The sequence below is a fragment of the Candidatus Pelagibacter communis genome (assembly GCF_001180165.1).
GTDB lineage: Bacteria > Pseudomonadota > Alphaproteobacteria > Pelagibacterales > Pelagibacteraceae > Pelagibacter > Pelagibacter ubique_P.
Genome location: NZ_CVSQ01000060.1, coordinates 62,973 through 79,371, shown reverse-complemented (window position 1 = coordinate 79,371; position 16,399 = coordinate 62,973). Strand labels below are relative to the sequence as shown.

The window sequence follows — 16,399 nt, the reverse complement described above, 5'->3', positions numbered from 1 at the left end:
TTTAATAATTTATAGCTTTTTTGAAAAATTGTAAGTGTATTATGAGTTAATTTTTTTTAACTCTGCTTTAGTTTCATCTAAATTTTTTTGAAACACAGCATCTAATTTTGACTTGTCTACAGATGTAGTTATTATTTTTTTAACTGAGTCCACGGCAATCTTTATTGATGCATCCTTAATTTCTTTTAAAGCCGCTTCTTTCATCTGACTTATTTTATTTTCAGCTAAATTTTTTTTAATTTCTGATGATTTATGAAACTTATCATTCATCTCAATTATTAATCTATCTGCATCTTTTTTGGCGTTCTCAAGAATTTCGTTGCTAACAGACTGAGCTGTATCTAATTTTTTTTGTGAATTATCTAATAGTGTTTTTGCCTCGGTTCTTAATTTTTCACTTTCATCAATTTCATTTTTAATGTCAGATATCATTTTATCTAACATTTCAGAAATTTTTTGAGGAATTTTAAGGTAAATTAACGCTCCAAAAAAAATAATAAATGATATGGCTACCCAAAATGTTGCATCAATTGCCATAGTATTTATCTCCATTTCTTTTAGATAGATCGTCAACAATTGCAGATATACTACTATTATTTACTTCTGCTCCAATTAGTTTTTGCAATAACTCAGATGAAGTCTCAATAGCAATTTTATTTATTTTATCTGGCGCATTTTTTCTTAATGCATCTATTTCTTTTTCAGCCTCAGCAATTTCATTATCAATTTGCTTATCAAGCACTTCTCTTTTTGCACCAATGTCTTTTAGCGCTTTTTCTCTTGCTTGATTGAAAATACTATTAGCCTCAAGTTTGCTTTTAGATATAATTTCATCGTATTCTTTTAGTTTTGCATCACTATCTTCTCTTTGTTTCTCAGCAGCCTCAATATTTTCTAATATTTGGGATTTTCTCGATTCTAAGTTGTTACTAATTTTTGGTAGTATTAGTTTAGATAAAACTAAATACATAATACCAAAAGTAAGTACTAGCCAAAAAATTTGAGAAACCCAAAACTCTGGATTTAATTGAGGCATACCTCCGCTTTCAGCTGCAAAAGCTTCTTTAATAAAAAAGAAGCTAAAAAATATTGACTGAAAATATATTTTTTTAACCATCAATTTAAAACGCAAAGAGAATGATTAACGCAACTACTAATCCGAATAATCCTGTAGCTTCTGCAAGTGCGAAACCTAAAAGCAAGTTAGGAAATTGTTTTTGTGCTGCAGATGGATTTCTCATTGCGCCAGACAAATAATTTCCAAAAATTATTCCGATACCAACACCGGCTCCAGCTAAAGCAATTGCTGCTAAACCTGCTCCGATCATTTTTGCTGCTTCTAATTCCATTATATCCTCCTCTGTTATTAATGGTGTAAATTTAATGCATCATTTAAATAGATGCAGGTTAAGATTGCAAAAACATAAGCTTGAAGAAAAGCAACTAAGATCTCCAAACCGGTTAACGCAACCGAAAAACTTAGTGGAAGCCACCCACCAACTATTCCAAGGCTAATTACAAAGCCTCCGAAAACTTTCATCATTGTATGACCAGCCATCATATTGGCAAATAATCTAACTGACAAACTAATAGGTCTACTTAAATAAGAAATAATTTCTATAACAACAATTAAAGGGAGTAATACTGCGGGCACTCCACTTGGAACAAATAATTTTAAATACCCAAATCCATGTTTAATAAACCCAATTACAGTCACTCCAATAAATATAAATGCTGCGAGCACAAATGTTACAATGATATGACTTGTTACAGTGAAAGTATAAGGTATCATTCCAAACATGTTACAAAATAAAACAAACATGAATAGAGAAAATATAAATGCAAAGTATGGTTTAGCTTTTGATCCAGCTGTATCACTAATCATTTTGGATACAAAGGTATAGCTAAGTTCTGCTAATAATTGAATTTTGTTTGGTAGTATTGAATTTTTTTTTGATCCTAAATTAAAGATTAATAAAATAGATACAGTACTCAAAATCATAAATAAACTTGCGTTTGTAAATGATATGTCGAATGCTCCAACTTTAATTTCTGGTCCAATTCTGTAAACATCAAATTGGGACATAGGATTTGCTGCCATAATACTTATTTATTTTTGCATTTTTTTTGCAGATCTAATCACATTGGTTATTCCAGCAACTACACCAACAAAAAAAAATATTAATATAAACCAGGGTTTAGTACCAAAGGTCTTGTCAAAAATAAACCCAATAATTGTCCCTACAGCCACTGCAGAAACAAGTTCTGTGCTCAATTTGAATGCAGTACCTATTGGTGAGGGGTCATTCTTCTTATTGTAGAGATTTTTCTTTGAAATCTTGCTTTTTGCAATCTCTAAGCGAGTTTTGAAAGGGTCTTTTGGCATTTATATAGTTTAAGCAACCATACTCTCTGCTTTTTGTAAATCAACAGCCACAAGCTGACTAATTCCTTTTTGAGGCATAGTTACCCCATATAGTCTGTTCATTTTTGACATGGTTAAAGCATGATGAGTTACAATTATGAATTTAGTGTTGGTTATTTTAATTAGTTCCTCAAGTAAACTACAAAATCTTGTTACGTTAGCATCGTCAAGTGGTGCATCAACCTCATCTAATACACATATAGGAGAGGGGTTAGTTAAAAATACTGCAAAGATTAAAGAGAGTGCAGTCAATGCTTGTTCACCTCCAGATAACAAAGTTATAGATTGAAGTCTTTTTCCAGGAGGACTAACTAACATTTCTAAACCTGCTTCAAGTGGATCATCGGAGTCCACTAATTCTAATTTGGCATTTCCACCATTGAAAAGTTTTGTATAAACTTCATTAAATTTTCTATTAACTTTTTCAAAAGCTTCAATCAATCTTTCTCTTCCTTTTTGATTAAGTTCATTAATACTATCTTTAAGTTTTACGATAGCGGTAACAAGATCGGCACGATCCTGTTCCATTTTTTTTATCTCTTCTTCATATTTACTTGTTTCTTCATCTGCTTTTAAATTTACAGATCCTAATTTTTCTCTTTCTTGTTTTTTCTTGTCCAAAGCATCTTCTTGATCAACTGGATTTGGAAGCTCTTCTACTCCGTTTAAATTTGAATTTTCTAAAATATTATCTTCATTTAAATTTAACTCAGAACTAATTCTATCAAGGAGATCATTTTTTCTTTTTTGCAGTCCTTCAATTGTAGCTCCTGAGCTTGCTTTTCTTTCTCTGATTTGAATTGATTGTTCTTGAATTTCATTTAATTGCGTTCTTAACATTTCAATTTTTTGATCTGTTTCATCTATAATCGCTTCATTATCAATTTTTTCTTTATCTGAAATTCTTAAATTTTCTGAAATTTGACCTTTTCTCTCTGCCTGTGCTCTAGGTTGATTTTCTAAATCACTTAATTGTTTTGATAATTTTTCTTTTCTTTGTGTTAGTTCATTAACCATTTTTTCTGAGTTAGTTAATAAATTTTTCCAACTTTCAATTTCTGTTTCAATGGTTTTAATTCTTTCATTTCTTTTTATAGACTCATTTTTAATTGATTGATTTTTACTATATGCATCGGCATATTTTTCTTGGAGTAATTTTATATTTTCTGATTTTTCGCTAACTCCTAATAACTCACTTCTAGATCTTTCATTTTTTAAATCATTTAAAAAACTATCTAGCTCCATATTACATCTATCTAGAAGTGTTACTGCTTGATTTATTTCATTACTATCTATTAATTCTTTTACCCTTGATATAGTGTTTTTTACATTTCTTATTGGACCAACACTTATATTTACAGTTTCTTCTGCTAAACTGTTTAAAACTTCATCAACAGCTTTTTGTTCTTCTTTAAGTTTATTTTTTGCACTTTCTAACTCTTCATTAGATAATTTTTCTGTTTCAAAATACTTAGAGTCTGTTTCAATTAATTCAGTCTTTTCTTCCTTCAATCTTTTTTCATTAGAGTTAGCGTCTATGATTATCCCTTTTTCTCTCGTGATATCATCAACAAGTGTTTGAATTGATTTTTTGATGCTTTCTATCTCATCTTGAATTCTTGTATTTTCCTCATCTAAACTTTGAAGTTCTAAATTAAGTCTTTGTATCCTTGATAAATTTTCAATATTTTTCTCTCTCAATGGATTTACTTTATCTGTAAAAGTTTTAATTGAGTTTTCTAATTCAGATATTTTGTTATTAAATCCTTCTACTTCTCCTTCTGCCTCTGTATTAATTTCATTTTCTATTCTAATTTCTTTATCTATTTCCAATAATTTTAAATAATATAAACCTGCTTCAATTTTTTTAATTTGATCTGAAATTAGTTTGTATTTAGTTGCCTCTTCTGCTTGTTTTTGAAGATTTGCTAATTGTTTTTCTTGCTGTCTTCTTAGTTCATCTGCTCTTTTTAGATTATTCTCAGCCGCACCTAATCTTAATTCAGCCTCATGTCTTCTAACATGTAAACCAGATATTCCTGCAGCTTCTTCTAAAATAGCCCTTCTATCTGTTGGTTTCGCTGTTACCAATGCGCCTATTCTTCCTTGACTAATCATAGATGGAGAGTGCGCACCAGTCGAAAGATCTGCAAAAAACATTTGGGCATCTCTTGCTCTTACTTCTTTATCATTAATATAAAATTTAGATCCTTTATCTTTTTCTATTTTTCTTCTAACTTGTATTTGCTCTAATTCACGGTATTGGATAGGGCCTTCTTTATCTTTGTTTTCAACTTCGATTGATACTTCTGCAATATTTTTTGATGCTTTGTTTGATGTCCCTGAAAATATAACATCTTCCATACCAGATCCACGCATACTTTTTGCCGAGGTTTCTCCCATTACCCATCTTAAAGATTCTACAATGTTAGATTTTCCACAGCCGTTAGGACCCACTATACCCGTAAGACCATCCTCAATTAAGAAGTTGGTTTTTTCAGCAAAAGATTTAAATCCGTTTAATTGGATTTTTTTAAACTCCATGCACTAACTTATATCAGTTTTTCTAGCGCTTTTTTTAAATTTTTATAATTTAGAGTTTTTTCAAATTTTTCGTTGTTAATAATTATCGTAGGAGTTGCGTTTACTTTGAAGTTCTTTGTTCCATCGATTCGATCATTTAATACAAAATCTTCAATTTCCTTATTGTTTATACAACTATCAAAATCAATACTAAATCCCTCTTTTTTTAAAAATTTTTGTAGATTTTTATTTGCCTCCTGGATTGAACTTCCCTTTACCCATTTTTGTTGATTAGCATATAAACTTTCAAGGATATCTGAATTTCCATCATTCTTACACTGAGAAACTTTAGATGCATTAAAAGCCGCTATGTCCAATGGAAAATGTCTAAATTCTATTTTAGCGAGTCCAGTATCAAGATACTCCTTCTTTAATTGAGGATAAACATTTTTATGAAAATTAGCACAATGACTACAAGTTAATGATTCAAAAGCTATAATAGTTATTTTTGCATCTTTGTTCCCAACACTTATCCTTTTAATTTCCTCAGCTTGTACATTTAAGACTGTAGTAAAAAATATTAAAATTAAAAATATAATTTTTTTCATTTCTCTCTAAAAACCCTGGTTAACTCTGTTAATGATTTTTTAATCTTTTCGTTTTTAACACCTTTAATCTTATCTTGATATTTACTAATTGCCACATTTTTAACTTTTGTTTCACTCGAGCCCGTCATTTCATGTTCATCATCAAAACTTATAAATTTAAGCTTTTCAACAACAGAATATCCAAAAAAATTATTCATTTTATCCAAAATATCTTTTTTCGAATATTCTACGTCAACTTCATGTCCCCGCTTGACCATCACCACTAAGGTACTAACTCCAAATTTATTTGAATTTTTAAATGTTTTTGGATAGCAAATTTTAAATAATTCGCTTCCAACTAAATATTTCCAATTGCTCAGCGTTTCTGAATATACATGACCTTTTTTATTTATTATTTTTTTGACATTTTTTGGCAAAGTGTCTTTGAAAGATCTTAATCCTTGAATGCTAGCGTTTCTCTGCTTAGTATTATTTTTAGATTGCATATGAAAGATCCAATAATAACAAATAATATTCTTAATTGGTATGATTTAAATAAAAGATCTTTACCTTGGAGAAAGAATGTTTCTCAAACAAAAAAGCAATACTACACTTTAATAAGTGAATTTATGTTGCAGCAAACCCAGGTTGCAACGGTAATACCTTACTTTAATAGGTTTATAAAAAATATTCCCACGATAGAAAAATTATCTAAATATGATGATAGAAAATTAATTAAACTTTGGGAGGGTCTTGGATACTATTCAAGAGTAAGAAATTTAAAAAAAACAGCTCAAATAGTTGTTAAAAATTTTAATAAAAAAATACCTAGAAATTTTTTGGATTTAAAGTCTCTTCCAGGAATTGGTGATTATACAGCAAGTGCAATTTCTGCAATTGCATTCAATGAACCAATAATTCCTCTAGATGGTAATATTGAAAGAGTACTAAAGAGATACTTATTTTTAAAAAAACAAGATCAAATAAAAAAAGAAAATTTACACGAGAAGAAAAAAATTTTTGGAACATCTATCAAAAGGTCTAGTGATTATGCTCAAGCTTTAATGGAATTAGGAGCACTAATTTGTAAACCTGTTAGTCCTAATTGTAAGAATTGTCCATTAGTAAAAAAATGCAAATCATTTAAAAATAAAAATTTTGATTTAGTAAAATTTAAAAAAAAAGATAAGGAAACTTTTTACAAGCTAAATGTTTATAAAAAAAATAATCATTATTTATTAATCAAAAATAACAAATTTAATTTTTTGAAAAATTTTAATATCTTTCCGATGGAGGAAGTAAATAATCCAAAAAATTTTGATAAAGATTTGAATTTTAAAATGTCTAATATGAGCATGAATATTAAAATTGAATTTAAAAATAAATACAATTTAAATAAAAATAATTATTGGATTGATCCAACAAAGCTTCAAAATTATACACTGCCAACATTTACAAAAAAGATAGTAAAATTTTTAGAGAGTCATAAATGAAAAAAATAGCAATAATTGGTGCTGGAATTTCTGGTTTGTATATTGCCAATTTATTCAAATATCATAAGGATTATCAGGTTACCATTTATGAAAAAAGGAATTCAATAGAAATGGAAGAGGGCTATGGAATTCAGTTGTCAGTAAATAGTGTAAAGCTTTTAAATAAAATAGGGTTCGCTTCTATCACTAAAGAAGAAAAATTTAATCCAAAAAAAATTGATTTTTATGAAATTAAAAATTCAAAAAAAATTTGTGATTTAGACATTTCAAAATTTAATTCTGAAGATTGTAAATACACAACATTGAAAAGATCAAAATTACTTCAATTTTTAAAAGAACAAATAAACGAGGATATAATTAAATATAATCACAGTATTGAACAGATTGATTATGATAAAGATTCAATAAAATTAATATTTGATAAAAATAAAATTAGTTGCGATTACTTAATTATTTCAGACGGTGTGTTTTCTAAGGGGAAGGTATTAATCTCAAACAATAAATCAAAACCAATTTACAATGATACGATTGCTATTAGGGGAAGTATATCGAGAGAAAATCTACAAAATATAAATGAAGAAAATATTTCTTTGTTTTTAGGACCAAATTTTCATTATGTTGTTTATCCAATTAATAATGATAAAAATTTAAATTTTATTGGAATTTTAAAACATAAATTAAATTCAAATGAGCAAGAGAACTATAATCTTTTTACCGAAGGTTCTTTTATAAAAAATATTAAATTTAAATTATCTAAAAAAGTTTCTCAAAGTTTTTTGAAAAGTCTTCAAAATATTAAATTATTTCCAATATTTGTAAGTAAAAATTTATATAATCCTCCAAAAAACATATTCCTTGTAGGAGACGCATTTTTTGCTTTTTCACCTTCATTTGCACAGGGAGCTTCCCAATCGATTGAGGGGGCTAATGAATTATATGAATGTTTAATAAATAATAATAATTTTTATGATATCAGATTAAAGAGAGTAAAAATGATTAACAGTAGATCTAATTTCAATCAATTTGCCTTCCATTTATCAAATCCAATTATGATCATATTTAGAAATATTTTTTTAAAACTTTTAACTAAAAATAAAAAATTTTTAGAAAGTTATTTGGGTAAAATTTATAAAAGTTAATTTTTAGAAATTAATCTTTGTCTAAGATAATCAATAGGATAAGTTCGTCCATTTATATCACAGTGCCAAAAAGTCCATCCGTTGCAACTTTCAGCTCCTAAAATAGTAGCCGCAACTTTGTGTATAGAACCCTCTGCTTGATTATGTTTTATACTACCATCAGCCATAATTCTGGCTGTTATTTTTTTCTTATTATCAAAAATATTAGTTCCAGGTTTAATTATTCCAAGCTCAACTAATGAACCAAAAGGAATTCTTGGTTTTGATCTATTGTTTTTTAGTGTATCTAATAAATCGTCCTCAATTGGCTTTGTAGCTTTTATGCGTTGCTCAGCAGCTTTAAAATAATTTTTTTCTTTTTCTATTCCAAAATAATTTCTTCCTAGTTTTTTTGCTACTGTAGCTGTTGTTCCTGATCCTAAAAAAGGATCAAGTATGAGGTCATTTTTATTAGATGTAGCTAGTAAAATTCTATGTAAAAGTGCTTCTGGTTTTTGTGTGGAGTGAATTTTTTTTCCATCCTTTTTAAGTCTTTCAGATCCATTGCATATTGGAAGATCCCAATTAGATCTCATTTGCAAATCATCATTTAAACATTTCAAAGATTGATAATTGAATGTGTATTTTGATTTTTCACTTTTAGAAGCCCATATTAAAGTTTCATGAGCGTTAGTAAAACGTGTTCCTCTAAAATTTGGCATTGGATTATTTTTATTCCAAATGACGTCGTTTAAAATCCAGAAACCTAAATTTTGGATTGCTGTGCCAACTCTAAAAATATTATGGTAGCTTCCTATAACCCAAATAGCTCCATCTTTTTTTAAAATTCTTTTACATTCACTAAGCCATTCATAGGTGAAATCATCATATTTTTTAAAATTTTCAAATTGATCCCACTTATCATTTACCGCTCTAACCTTTGATCTATCGGGTCTAGTTAATTCACTTTTTAATTGTAAGTTGTAAGGAGGATCAGCAAAAATTAAATCAAAAGTTTCACGTGGAATTTTTTTTAATTCTTCGAGACTATCTCCATTAATTATTTTATTTTTGAAATTAGTTTTCATTTGTAAATATTAATTAGACTCCAAATGGATTCTTCGGTCAACCTGAGATTGAAAAATTTGGATTCGATTAGTGTTTCTAAATTACAAGGTAACTAGATGTAGTGTTAATTTATTTTAGATATAGGTGAAAAAGTTTTTCTATGATGTTTAGTAATACCTAATTTTTTCAAAGCTTTTAAGTGCTGTTTTGTTCCGTACCCAAAGTTTTTATCCCAATCATAACCTTTATTTTTTTTTGACAAGGTGGTTATAAATTTATCTCTTGATACTTTTGCAATTATAGAAGCTGCCGAAATAGAGGGGATTTTTTTATCTCCTTTAATAACTGATTTTAAAATATAATTTTCTAACTCTGGAGTTTTATTTCCATCTATCAGAACGTGTGTTGGTTTTCTCTTAAGTTTTTTGATGGCTCTTTTCATAGCCAGCAAACTTGCTTGAAGTATATTTAGCTTTTCTATTTCTTTGACAGAAGCTTTGCCTATGGACCAAGTAGAATTTTTCTTTATATATGTACACAGATACTCTCTCTCTTTTTTACTTAATGATTTTGAATCTTTTAACAACTTTGAATTAATTGATTTTTTTAAAATTACTGCTGAAGCATAAACAGGCCCAATTAAACTTCCTCTACCAACTTCATCAACCCCAGCAATTATCTTCATCAAATTTTTAACTTCAGATCTTTGATTTTGTCTCTAATTTTCTTTAAATCTTCCCATGAGTGTTTTTTATTTTCTGGAAAACGGATTAAATAAGATGGATTAAAAGTTATCATTAAAGGGAATGTTTTGTTTTTTAAAATCACTTCCTTCCAATGTCCTCTTTCAGTAGTTATTTTTTCACTTATTCCTGTTACAGCCTCCATTGCTGAACTACCCATCAAAACAATAATCTTTGGGTTTATAATGGATATATGCTCCTTCAAAAATACTGAGTATCTTTTAATTTCAGTTGAGGTTGGTTTTCTGTCATCAGGTGGTCTAAAATTGATTGCATAACTAGTGTAAATATTTTGTCTCTTTATGTTGATAGCTATAAGCATTTTGTTAAGAAGCTCGCCAACTTCACCTCTAAATGGGACACCCAACTTTTCTTCTTCAGCCCCAGGAGCCTCTCCAATTAACATTAAAGAGCTATTTATATTCCCCTCACCTAAAATGATTTTGTTTGAATTTTCTTTCAATTTACAATTTTCAATTGAATTTATTTGATCTTTTAAATTTTTAAGTAATTCTTCTTTATTAATTTGCAGGGTGCTATTGTTCGTTTCTAAAATATTAAATCTATTTATTGGCTTATCTGCGAATATAAATTTTGGCTCAATAGTATTAATTAGTTCTTGGTTTAATTTGGTATTTTGATTTATAACTTTTTTAGTCATAGTATGCTTACATGTTCCTAAAATTTTTAAAATTAGTACTATTAATATTCATATCTTATCAGACACCTTTGTATTCTAAAAGTGCTACTTTTAATGATTTCAACTCAAGAGATTTATCAAATTATTTTTCTGGAATTGTTGCATTTGAAAATCGAGATAATTCTGAAGCTTTAAAATTTTTTAACTTAACCAAAGTATTAATTAACAAACATGACAGTTATTTAAAAAGATATGTTAACTCTTTAGTTTTAGATAACAAAGTATCTCAAGCAATTAATGTATTAAATAACAATGCAAACAAATCTAATTCAGATTTTTATGATGCTTATATAATTTTAATAATTGACAGTTTAAAAAAAAATAACTTTAAGAAGGCTGACGAATATTTAACACAAAGTTTAAAATTTCAAGATGAAGATAGGATAAACCTAGTTATATTTGAAACTCTAAAACAGTACATTTATACATTTAAAAATAAAAAAATTTTAGATAACAAAAAAAATTTTGGCAACCTGTCTCTTATAGCCGAGACATTCCAAAGATGTTATATTGAAGATAAAAGAACCTCATCATTTTTTCTTAATTTAATAAATAATCAACAAGGTGATTATTCCAGATACATTTTCTTTTATCTTAATCATTTAATTGATAACAATAAATTAAATGAAGCTAGATTAGTTGTTGAGCAAATTGATTATATAAATTCAACACTTATACTTTCACAAAGTAAAAGTTGGGTAGATAAAGAAAAATTCGAGGATTTTGGAAAAATTTTTTCGTGCAAAGATCATAATGATCTTGTAAGTGAGTTTTTATTTTTGATTTCTAATCTTTATTCTTCTCAGGATAATTTTGAAAAATCAAATTTTTATTTAAATTTGTCAAACTATTTAAATCCTAAGTTTGAATTTAATCTGTCATTGGTTGCAGAAAATTTTTATCTCAATGATGAATTCGATAAAGTACAAAGAATCTTAAAAAACTTTAAAAAAGAAGATGAATTTTATTATTGGTTTAGATTAAAAAAAGAAGCTCAAATAATAATTCAAGAGCAGGATTATGAAAATGGAATTAAATATATAGATTCAAAATTTAATAAAATTGAAAATCCAAATATAAAAATGATTTTTGATTTAGCTAATTTTTATAAAAATTCTAAAAATTATGAAAAGGCAATAGATCGCTATACAGAAATTATTTTAAGACTGGATGACAATTCACTTATCAAATCAGATGTATTGTATCGTAGAGGTGGTAGCTATGAAAGAATGGGTAATTATGAAAAGTCAGATGAAGATTTATTGAATGCGCTGAAAATTGATCCTAGTGATGCATATATTTTGAATTACCTTGCTTACTCTTGGTTAGAGCGTGATTATAAAATTAATGAAGCAATGGATATGTTGAAAACAGCATATGATTTAAAAAGCAATGATCCATATATTATTGATTCAATTGGATGGGCTTATTTTTTAATAGAGGATTATGTAGAAGCTGAAAAGTATTTAAAAAGAGCTGTTGAATTAATGCCAGATGACCCAATCGTGAATGATCATTATGGAGACATTTTATGGAAATTAAATCGAAAAATTCAAGCAAGATATTTTTGGAACAACGTATTAAGTTTTGATGACACCGAAGATGATATGATAGAAAAAATCAATATTAAAGTAATTGAGGGTCTTAAAAATTCATAAATGGAAATTAATAAAATTAAATCTAATGCAAAGTTAAATTTAGCACTAAATATCACTGGAAAAAAAAAGGTTTTACATAAAATTGAAAGTATAATTGGTTTCATAGATTTACATGATGTTATTTCAATCAATCAACATAATGGAAAAAAACATCATATTTCTTTTTATGGAAAGTTTTCTAAAAATATTGGAAAAAAAAATACTGTTCAAAAATTATTTCAAATACTAGATAAAGAAAATTTATTAAAAAATAAAAAATTTAAAGTTAAAATTAAAAAATTAATCCCTCAAGAAGCTGGGTTGGGTGGGGGATCGATGAACGCAGCTAGTGTGTTTAATTATCTGGTTAAAAAAAAAATTATTAATCCTAATCGTCAAAAAACTCGAAGTATCTGTGACTTGGTTGGTTCCGATGTTATTCTGGGAACCATTTCATCCAGCTGTGTATTGTCATCCGGTGGTAGAATAAAAAAGATTTATAATACTCCAAAATATTACTCTACTTTAGTAAAGCCTGATTTTGGGTGCTCAACTAAAAAAATATACTCTTCTGTTCGGAAGTATACAAAATCAAAATATAACAAACCTAAAAAAAATATGTTTGGGGCAAAATATTTGATTGATCAACAAAATGTCCTTGAAACAATAGCACTTAAAAAATATCCAAAACTTAAAAAAATAAAGTTGTTCTTAGAAAGCACAAATAATCCATTATTTGTAAGAATGACTGGTTCAGGATCAACAATTGTTGCCTATTATAATTCATTAAAGAGTTGTAAATTGGCAAAAGCTAAATTTAAAAGAAAATATAAAAATTATTGGTGTGTTACAGCAAAAACTATATGAATTTTATATTTTTATGTTATAGGAAGCTAGTATTGGGGCGTAGCCAAGCGGTAAGGCACGGGTTTTTGGTACCTGCATCCTAGGTTCGAATCCTAGCGCCCCAGCCATTTATGAAAAATTTTTTAGATAAATTTTTTTCCCGATCAAAAAATCTTGATTATATCCGTCAAAATTTAAAACAAATTACTTTAACAACACCTACAAATAAAATTTTTGAAGCAATTAATAATTTTTCAGAGAAAAGTGAAATCAGATATGTGGGTGGGTGTGTAAGAAAAGTAATAAAAAAAGAAAATGTTGATGATATTGACCTAGCAACAAATTTAACGCCTTTGGAAGTTTGTGAGGCTCTTAAAAACAAACAAATAAGTTATTACGAAACAGGAATTGAACACGGAACTATAACTGCAACAATTGACGAATATAAATACGAAATTACTTCTTTAAGGAAAGACGTCTCAACTGATGGAAGGCATGCTGAAGTAGAATTCTCTTTAGATTGGAAGGAAGATGCCTCTAGAAGGGATTTTACTATCAATTCAATTTATGCAGATGGCGATGGTAATTTATTTGATCCATTTAACGGTAAAAAAGATTTGGAGGATGGGTATATTAATTTTATTGGCAATGCGGAAAAAAGAATTCAAGAGGATTATTTACGTATTTTGAGGTATTTAAGATTTTATTTAAATTACTCAAATCATAAGCACCAGCCAGAAATAATAAAAAACATAAAAAAAAATATTGATGGAATTTCAAATATATCATCTGAAAGATTAATTGATGAACTAAAAAAAATAACTAGTTCAAAGGGATTTTTAAAACTCTTTAAAGATAAAGAAAGTTTAGAACTCGTAGAAATAATTTTCCCTCAATTAAAGAATATTAAAAATTTTAAAAAACAAAATTCTTATTCTGCAGAGAATTTTTTAAAAATTGACTTTATATTCTTGATTGCGCTTTTAGTGATTGATGGGACTGATAATGCTGATTATTTTCTTTATAAATTTAAAATATCTAACAAAGATAAGAAAAGATTAAAATTGATAGATCTTTTTTATAGAGAAAAAGTAACTCTAAACAGCTTTACAGAGAAAAATTTGAATAAACTTTTTTATTTTAATGGGCGACAGGCTGTAATAGATATAATTAATTTTAAAATTTTTAACTCAAACAAAGTAGATAAAAAACTAATTAAACTATTAGATAATTATAAAAAGAAACCTATTCCAACTTTGCCAATAGGGGCTGATCTATTAATGTCTAAATTTCAAATTCCTGAGGGCAAAACCTTGGGTAATAAATTAAAAAGAATAGAAGAAACTTGGGTTCAAAACGGATTTCAAATTTCAGATAAGCAGTTACAACAAATAGTTAAAAGTTAAATATATTTAACGTCTTTAATTTCAAAATTTTTTACACCAGAGGGTGTATTTATTTCAACTAAATCACTTTTATTTTTTCCAATCAAACCTTTGCCAATTGGTGATTGAAAGAAAATTAGTTTTTGTTTTAAATCTGCCTCATCCCTTCCAACAATTTTATAATTAATTTTTTCACCAGTATCTAAATCTTCTAAATAAACTGTAGATCCAAAAATTACTTTTCCTTCATTGTTTAGTTTTGTAACGTCAATAACATTTGCTCTTGCAATAATATCGTTAATTTCTGTAATTCTTCCCTCGATATGAGATTGTTCTTCTTTAGCTGCATGATATTCAGCATTTTCTTTAAGGTCTCCATGAGATCTCGCTTCAGCAATTGCAGCTACTATCTCAGGTCTTTTTTTTTCTTTTAAAAAAACTAATTCTTCTTTTAGTTTATTTAATCCGTTTAATGTTATTGGCTCTTTATCCATTTTTTTATTTCCATTTAGCAACCGGAGGTAATGACATCAAAATTCCTTCAACATTACCACTAGTTTGTAGCCCAAATTTTGTTCCTCTATCATAGAGCAAATTAAATTCTGCGTATCGACCTCTTTTAATATACTGAAACTCTTTATCTTTTAAAGTCCATTTTCTTTTTAATTTTTTTTTAATTATTTCATTAAATAGCATTTGAAATGTAACACCAACATCTCTGACAAATTTAAAGTCATTTTCAAAATTATCATTTTTATAGTCAAAAAATATTCCACCTATACCTCTGGCTTCTTTTCTGTGAGGTAGATAAAAATATTCATCACACCACTTTTTATATTTTTTATAATAATTTTTATTATGTCTATTGCACATTGCCTTTAATATTTTATGAAAGTTTTTCTTCTCTTTTTCATCTTTTATTGCCGGGGTTACATCCATACCTCCACCAAACCAATTCTTTGTTGTACAAATAAATCTGGTATTAAAATGCATTGCAGGAATATGGGGATTTTGCATGTGCATTACTATCGATATTCCTGATGCCCAAAATCTAGGATCTTTACTTGCGCCCGGTATATTCTTTTGAAATTGCTTAGGAAATTTTCCGTAAACTTTTGAAAAATTTACTCCTACTTTTTCAAAAATTTTTCCATTTTTAAGAATTCTATATTCACCACCACCCTCATCTTTTTTATTGCTTCTTTTCCAAGAAGTTGATTGAAAATTTACTTTGTTTTTTTCAATTTTTAAAATGTCGTCACATATTGCATTTTGTAACAGCTTAAACCAATTACTTGCTAAGTCTTTTTTAATTGAAATATCCATTTTATATTAATTTAATTTGACGCAAACTTTCTGCCAAAACAATGGCAACAGAGGATGCAATATTAAGAGATCTTACTTGATTATTCATTGGTATTTTTAAACGATTTTTAATAATTTTATGAACCTTTTCGGGTACTCCAGCACTTTCTCTGCCAAACAAAATAGTATCATCAGTCTTAAATTTAAATTTAGTATAATTTATTGAACCCTTAGTTGTCATCAATACGATTCTCTGTTTTTTCTTTGCCTCAAAAAATTTATCTGAACTTTGATAAAACTCTATTTGACTATAGTCCATATAGTCCATAACCACTCTTTTAAAACGTTTGTCTGATAATAGAAAGCCACATGGTTCAATTATTTCTAATTTAGCACCCAAACAAGCACAGGTTCTTATGATTGCAGCAGTATTCTGAGGTATATCAGGCTCATACAAAGCTATTTTAGGTCCTAAAATTGTTGAATTCTGTGTCATTCTTTCAGTAGTAAAATAATTATTTTATATTATATGAATTCGTATATTAACTATTTTAAATCAAAAAGAGATA

General features: G+C 27.6%; 19 protein-coding genes and 1 tRNA gene. 6 read left to right on the top strand and 14 right to left on the bottom strand.

Translation table 11 applies throughout. The annotated features are described in order from the left end of the window. Positions 1-39: 39 nt before the first annotated feature. From AMN88_RS03840 to AMN88_RS03805, 8 genes are read right to left on the bottom strand one after another with little or no spacing between them, the layout of a single operon-like run. The gene (locus AMN88_RS03840; RefSeq protein ID WP_179850100.1) at positions 40-537 is read right to left on the bottom strand and encodes a F0F1 ATP synthase subunit B family protein; all 498 of its coding nucleotides are present in this window, start codon (positions 535-537) and stop codon (positions 40-42) included. Further along, entirely contained in the window at positions 527-1,117 is a 591-nt protein-coding gene (locus tag AMN88_RS03835) for a F0F1 ATP synthase subunit B family protein (RefSeq protein ID WP_072090807.1), read from the bottom strand. Before AMN88_RS03835 ends, AMN88_RS03840 begins: the two co-directional genes overlap by 11 nt. A gap of 4 nt (positions 1,118-1,121) precedes the next feature. Continuing rightward, the gene (locus AMN88_RS03830; protein WP_006997791.1) at positions 1,122-1,349 is read right to left on the bottom strand and encodes a F0F1 ATP synthase subunit C; all 228 of its coding nucleotides are present in this window, start codon (positions 1,347-1,349) and stop codon (positions 1,122-1,124) included. Between the two features lie 17 nt (positions 1,350-1,366). Then, entirely contained in the window at positions 1,367-2,101 is a 735-nt protein-coding gene (locus AMN88_RS03825; RefSeq protein ID WP_072090806.1) for a F0F1 ATP synthase subunit A, read from the bottom strand. A 9-nt stretch (positions 2,102-2,110) separates the two neighbouring features. Further along, positions 2,111-2,386, bottom strand: a complete 276-nt coding sequence (locus AMN88_RS03820; protein WP_075484905.1) for an AtpZ/AtpI family protein — start codon at positions 2,384-2,386, stop codon at positions 2,111-2,113. A gap of 9 nt (positions 2,387-2,395) precedes the next feature. Next, entirely contained in the window at positions 2,396-4,969 is a 2,574-nt protein-coding gene (locus AMN88_RS03815) for a chromosome segregation SMC family protein (protein WP_075536496.1), read from the bottom strand. Positions 4,970-4,977: 8 nt separating this feature from the next. After that, positions 4,978-5,556, bottom strand: coding sequence for a thioredoxin domain-containing protein (locus AMN88_RS03810; RefSeq protein ID WP_075536495.1), 579 nt, complete (start codon positions 5,554-5,556; stop codon positions 4,978-4,980). Further along, a complete protein-coding gene (locus tag AMN88_RS03805) occupies positions 5,553-6,041 on the bottom strand; it encodes a DciA family protein (protein WP_075536494.1) in 489 nt (162 codons plus the stop codon). Before AMN88_RS03805 ends, AMN88_RS03810 begins: the two co-directional genes overlap by 4 nt. Between AMN88_RS03805 and AMN88_RS03800 the strand changes: the two genes are divergently transcribed. Next, on the top strand, positions 6,042-7,028 hold the full coding sequence (locus AMN88_RS03800; protein ID WP_075536493.1) for an A/G-specific adenine glycosylase: 987 nt from the start codon (positions 6,042-6,044) through the stop codon (positions 7,026-7,028). Then, positions 7,025-8,167 carry an FAD-dependent monooxygenase gene (locus AMN88_RS03795; protein ID WP_075536492.1) on the top strand — a complete coding sequence of 381 codons (1,143 nt, stop codon included), beginning with the start codon at positions 7,025-7,027 and terminating at the stop codon, positions 8,165-8,167. The genes AMN88_RS03800 and AMN88_RS03795 overlap by 4 nt, the downstream gene beginning before the upstream one ends. Here the strand turns inward: AMN88_RS03795 and AMN88_RS03790 are convergent. The 3 genes from AMN88_RS03790 to AMN88_RS03780 form a co-directional block, all read right to left on the bottom strand. Further along, complete coding sequence (locus AMN88_RS03790; RefSeq protein WP_075536491.1) at positions 8,164-9,234, bottom strand: site-specific DNA-methyltransferase; 1,071 nt, start codon at positions 9,232-9,234, stop codon at positions 8,164-8,166. The genes AMN88_RS03795 and AMN88_RS03790 overlap by 4 nt on opposite strands. Before the next feature lie 104 nt (positions 9,235-9,338). Then, complete coding sequence (locus AMN88_RS03785) at positions 9,339-9,899, bottom strand: ribonuclease HII (protein WP_075536490.1); 561 nt, start codon at positions 9,897-9,899, stop codon at positions 9,339-9,341. Then, entirely contained in the window at positions 9,899-10,618 is a 720-nt protein-coding gene (locus AMN88_RS03780) for a uracil-DNA glycosylase (RefSeq protein ID WP_075536489.1), read from the bottom strand. The genes AMN88_RS03785 and AMN88_RS03780 overlap by 1 nt, the downstream gene beginning before the upstream one ends. A gap of 11 nt (positions 10,619-10,629) precedes the next feature. Between AMN88_RS03780 and AMN88_RS03775 the strand changes: the two genes are divergently transcribed. The 4 genes from AMN88_RS03775 to AMN88_RS03760 all read left to right on the top strand — a co-directional run bounded on the left by AMN88_RS03775 (position 10,630) and on the right by AMN88_RS03760 (position 14,546). Beyond that, positions 10,630-12,315 (top strand): tetratricopeptide repeat protein, encoded by a 1,686-nt coding sequence (locus AMN88_RS03775; protein ID WP_075536488.1) that lies wholly within the window; start codon positions 10,630-10,632, stop codon positions 12,313-12,315. Further along, positions 12,316-13,161, top strand: a complete 846-nt coding sequence (locus tag AMN88_RS03770; protein ID WP_075536487.1) for a GHMP family kinase ATP-binding protein — start codon at positions 12,316-12,318, stop codon at positions 13,159-13,161. 33 nt (positions 13,162-13,194) lie between these two features. Next, a tRNA-Gln gene (locus AMN88_RS03765) sits at positions 13,195-13,268 on the top strand. A gap of 3 nt (positions 13,269-13,271) precedes the next feature. After that, positions 13,272-14,546, top strand: a complete 1,275-nt coding sequence (locus AMN88_RS03760) for a CCA tRNA nucleotidyltransferase (RefSeq protein ID WP_075536486.1) — start codon at positions 13,272-13,274, stop codon at positions 14,544-14,546. Here AMN88_RS03760 and greA read toward each other — a convergent pair. From greA to AMN88_RS03745, 3 genes are read right to left on the bottom strand one after another with little or no spacing between them, the layout of a single operon-like run. Next, positions 14,543-15,019 (bottom strand): transcription elongation factor GreA, encoded by a 477-nt coding sequence (gene greA, locus AMN88_RS03755; RefSeq protein WP_075536604.1) that lies wholly within the window; start codon positions 15,017-15,019, stop codon positions 14,543-14,545. The genes AMN88_RS03760 and greA overlap by 4 nt on opposite strands. Before the next feature lie 4 nt (positions 15,020-15,023). After that, positions 15,024-15,851 (bottom strand): oxygen-dependent coproporphyrinogen oxidase, encoded by an 828-nt coding sequence (hemF, locus tag AMN88_RS03750; RefSeq protein ID WP_075536485.1) that lies wholly within the window; start codon positions 15,849-15,851, stop codon positions 15,024-15,026. Position 15,852: 1 nt separating this feature from the next. Then, the gene (locus AMN88_RS03745) at positions 15,853-16,326 is read right to left on the bottom strand and encodes a tRNA (cytidine(34)-2'-O)-methyltransferase (RefSeq protein WP_075536484.1); all 474 of its coding nucleotides are present in this window, start codon (positions 16,324-16,326) and stop codon (positions 15,853-15,855) included. Between the last annotated feature and the right edge of the window lie 73 nt (positions 16,327-16,399).

What these genes read in the sequence shown, in the direction of transcription:
- AMN88_RS03840 (WP_179850100.1), bottom strand. Translation starts at nt 537, where the DNA reads ATGGCAATTGATGCAACATTTTGGGTAGCCATATCATTTATTATTTTT.
- AMN88_RS03835 (WP_072090807.1), bottom strand. Translation starts at nt 1,117, where the DNA reads ATGGTTAAAAAAATATATTTTCAGTCAATATTTTTTAGCTTCTTTTTT.
- AMN88_RS03830 (WP_006997791.1), bottom strand. Translation starts at nt 1,349, where the DNA reads ATGGAATTAGAAGCAGCAAAAATGATCGGAGCAGGTTTAGCAGCAATT.
- AMN88_RS03825 (WP_072090806.1), bottom strand. Translation starts at nt 2,101, where the DNA reads ATGGCAGCAAATCCTATGTCCCAATTTGATGTTTACAGAATTGGACCA.
- AMN88_RS03820 (WP_075484905.1), bottom strand. Translation starts at nt 2,386, where the DNA reads ATGCCAAAAGACCCTTTCAAAACTCGCTTAGAGATTGCAAAAAGCAAG.
- AMN88_RS03815 (WP_075536496.1), bottom strand. Translation starts at nt 4,969, where the DNA reads ATGGAGTTTAAAAAAATCCAATTAAACGGATTTAAATCTTTTGCTGAA.
- AMN88_RS03810 (WP_075536495.1), bottom strand. Translation starts at nt 5,556, where the DNA reads ATGAAAAAAATTATATTTTTAATTTTAATATTTTTTACTACAGTCTTA.
- AMN88_RS03805 (WP_075536494.1), bottom strand. Translation starts at nt 6,041, where the DNA reads ATGCAATCTAAAAATAATACTAAGCAGAGAAACGCTAGCATTCAAGGA.
- AMN88_RS03800 (WP_075536493.1), top strand. Translation starts at nt 6,042, where the DNA reads ATGAAAGATCCAATAATAACAAATAATATTCTTAATTGGTATGATTTA.
- AMN88_RS03795 (WP_075536492.1), top strand. Translation starts at nt 7,025, where the DNA reads ATGAAAAAAATAGCAATAATTGGTGCTGGAATTTCTGGTTTGTATATT.
- AMN88_RS03790 (WP_075536491.1), bottom strand. Translation starts at nt 9,234, where the DNA reads ATGAAAACTAATTTCAAAAATAAAATAATTAATGGAGATAGTCTCGAA.
- AMN88_RS03785 (WP_075536490.1), bottom strand. Translation starts at nt 9,899, where the DNA reads ATGAAGATAATTGCTGGGGTTGATGAAGTTGGTAGAGGAAGTTTAATT.
- AMN88_RS03780 (WP_075536489.1), bottom strand. Translation starts at nt 10,618, where the DNA reads ATGACTAAAAAAGTTATAAATCAAAATACCAAATTAAACCAAGAACTA.
- AMN88_RS03775 (WP_075536488.1), top strand. Translation starts at nt 10,630, where the DNA reads ATGTTCCTAAAATTTTTAAAATTAGTACTATTAATATTCATATCTTAT.
- AMN88_RS03770 (WP_075536487.1), top strand. Translation starts at nt 12,316, where the DNA reads ATGGAAATTAATAAAATTAAATCTAATGCAAAGTTAAATTTAGCACTA.
- AMN88_RS03760 (WP_075536486.1), top strand. Translation starts at nt 13,272, where the DNA reads ATGAAAAATTTTTTAGATAAATTTTTTTCCCGATCAAAAAATCTTGAT.
- greA (WP_075536604.1), bottom strand. Translation starts at nt 15,019, where the DNA reads ATGGATAAAGAGCCAATAACATTAAACGGATTAAATAAACTAAAAGAA.
- hemF (WP_075536485.1), bottom strand. Translation starts at nt 15,851, where the DNA reads ATGGATATTTCAATTAAAAAAGACTTAGCAAGTAATTGGTTTAAGCTG.
- AMN88_RS03745 (WP_075536484.1), bottom strand. Translation starts at nt 16,326, where the DNA reads ATGACACAGAATTCAACAATTTTAGGACCTAAAATAGCTTTGTATGAG.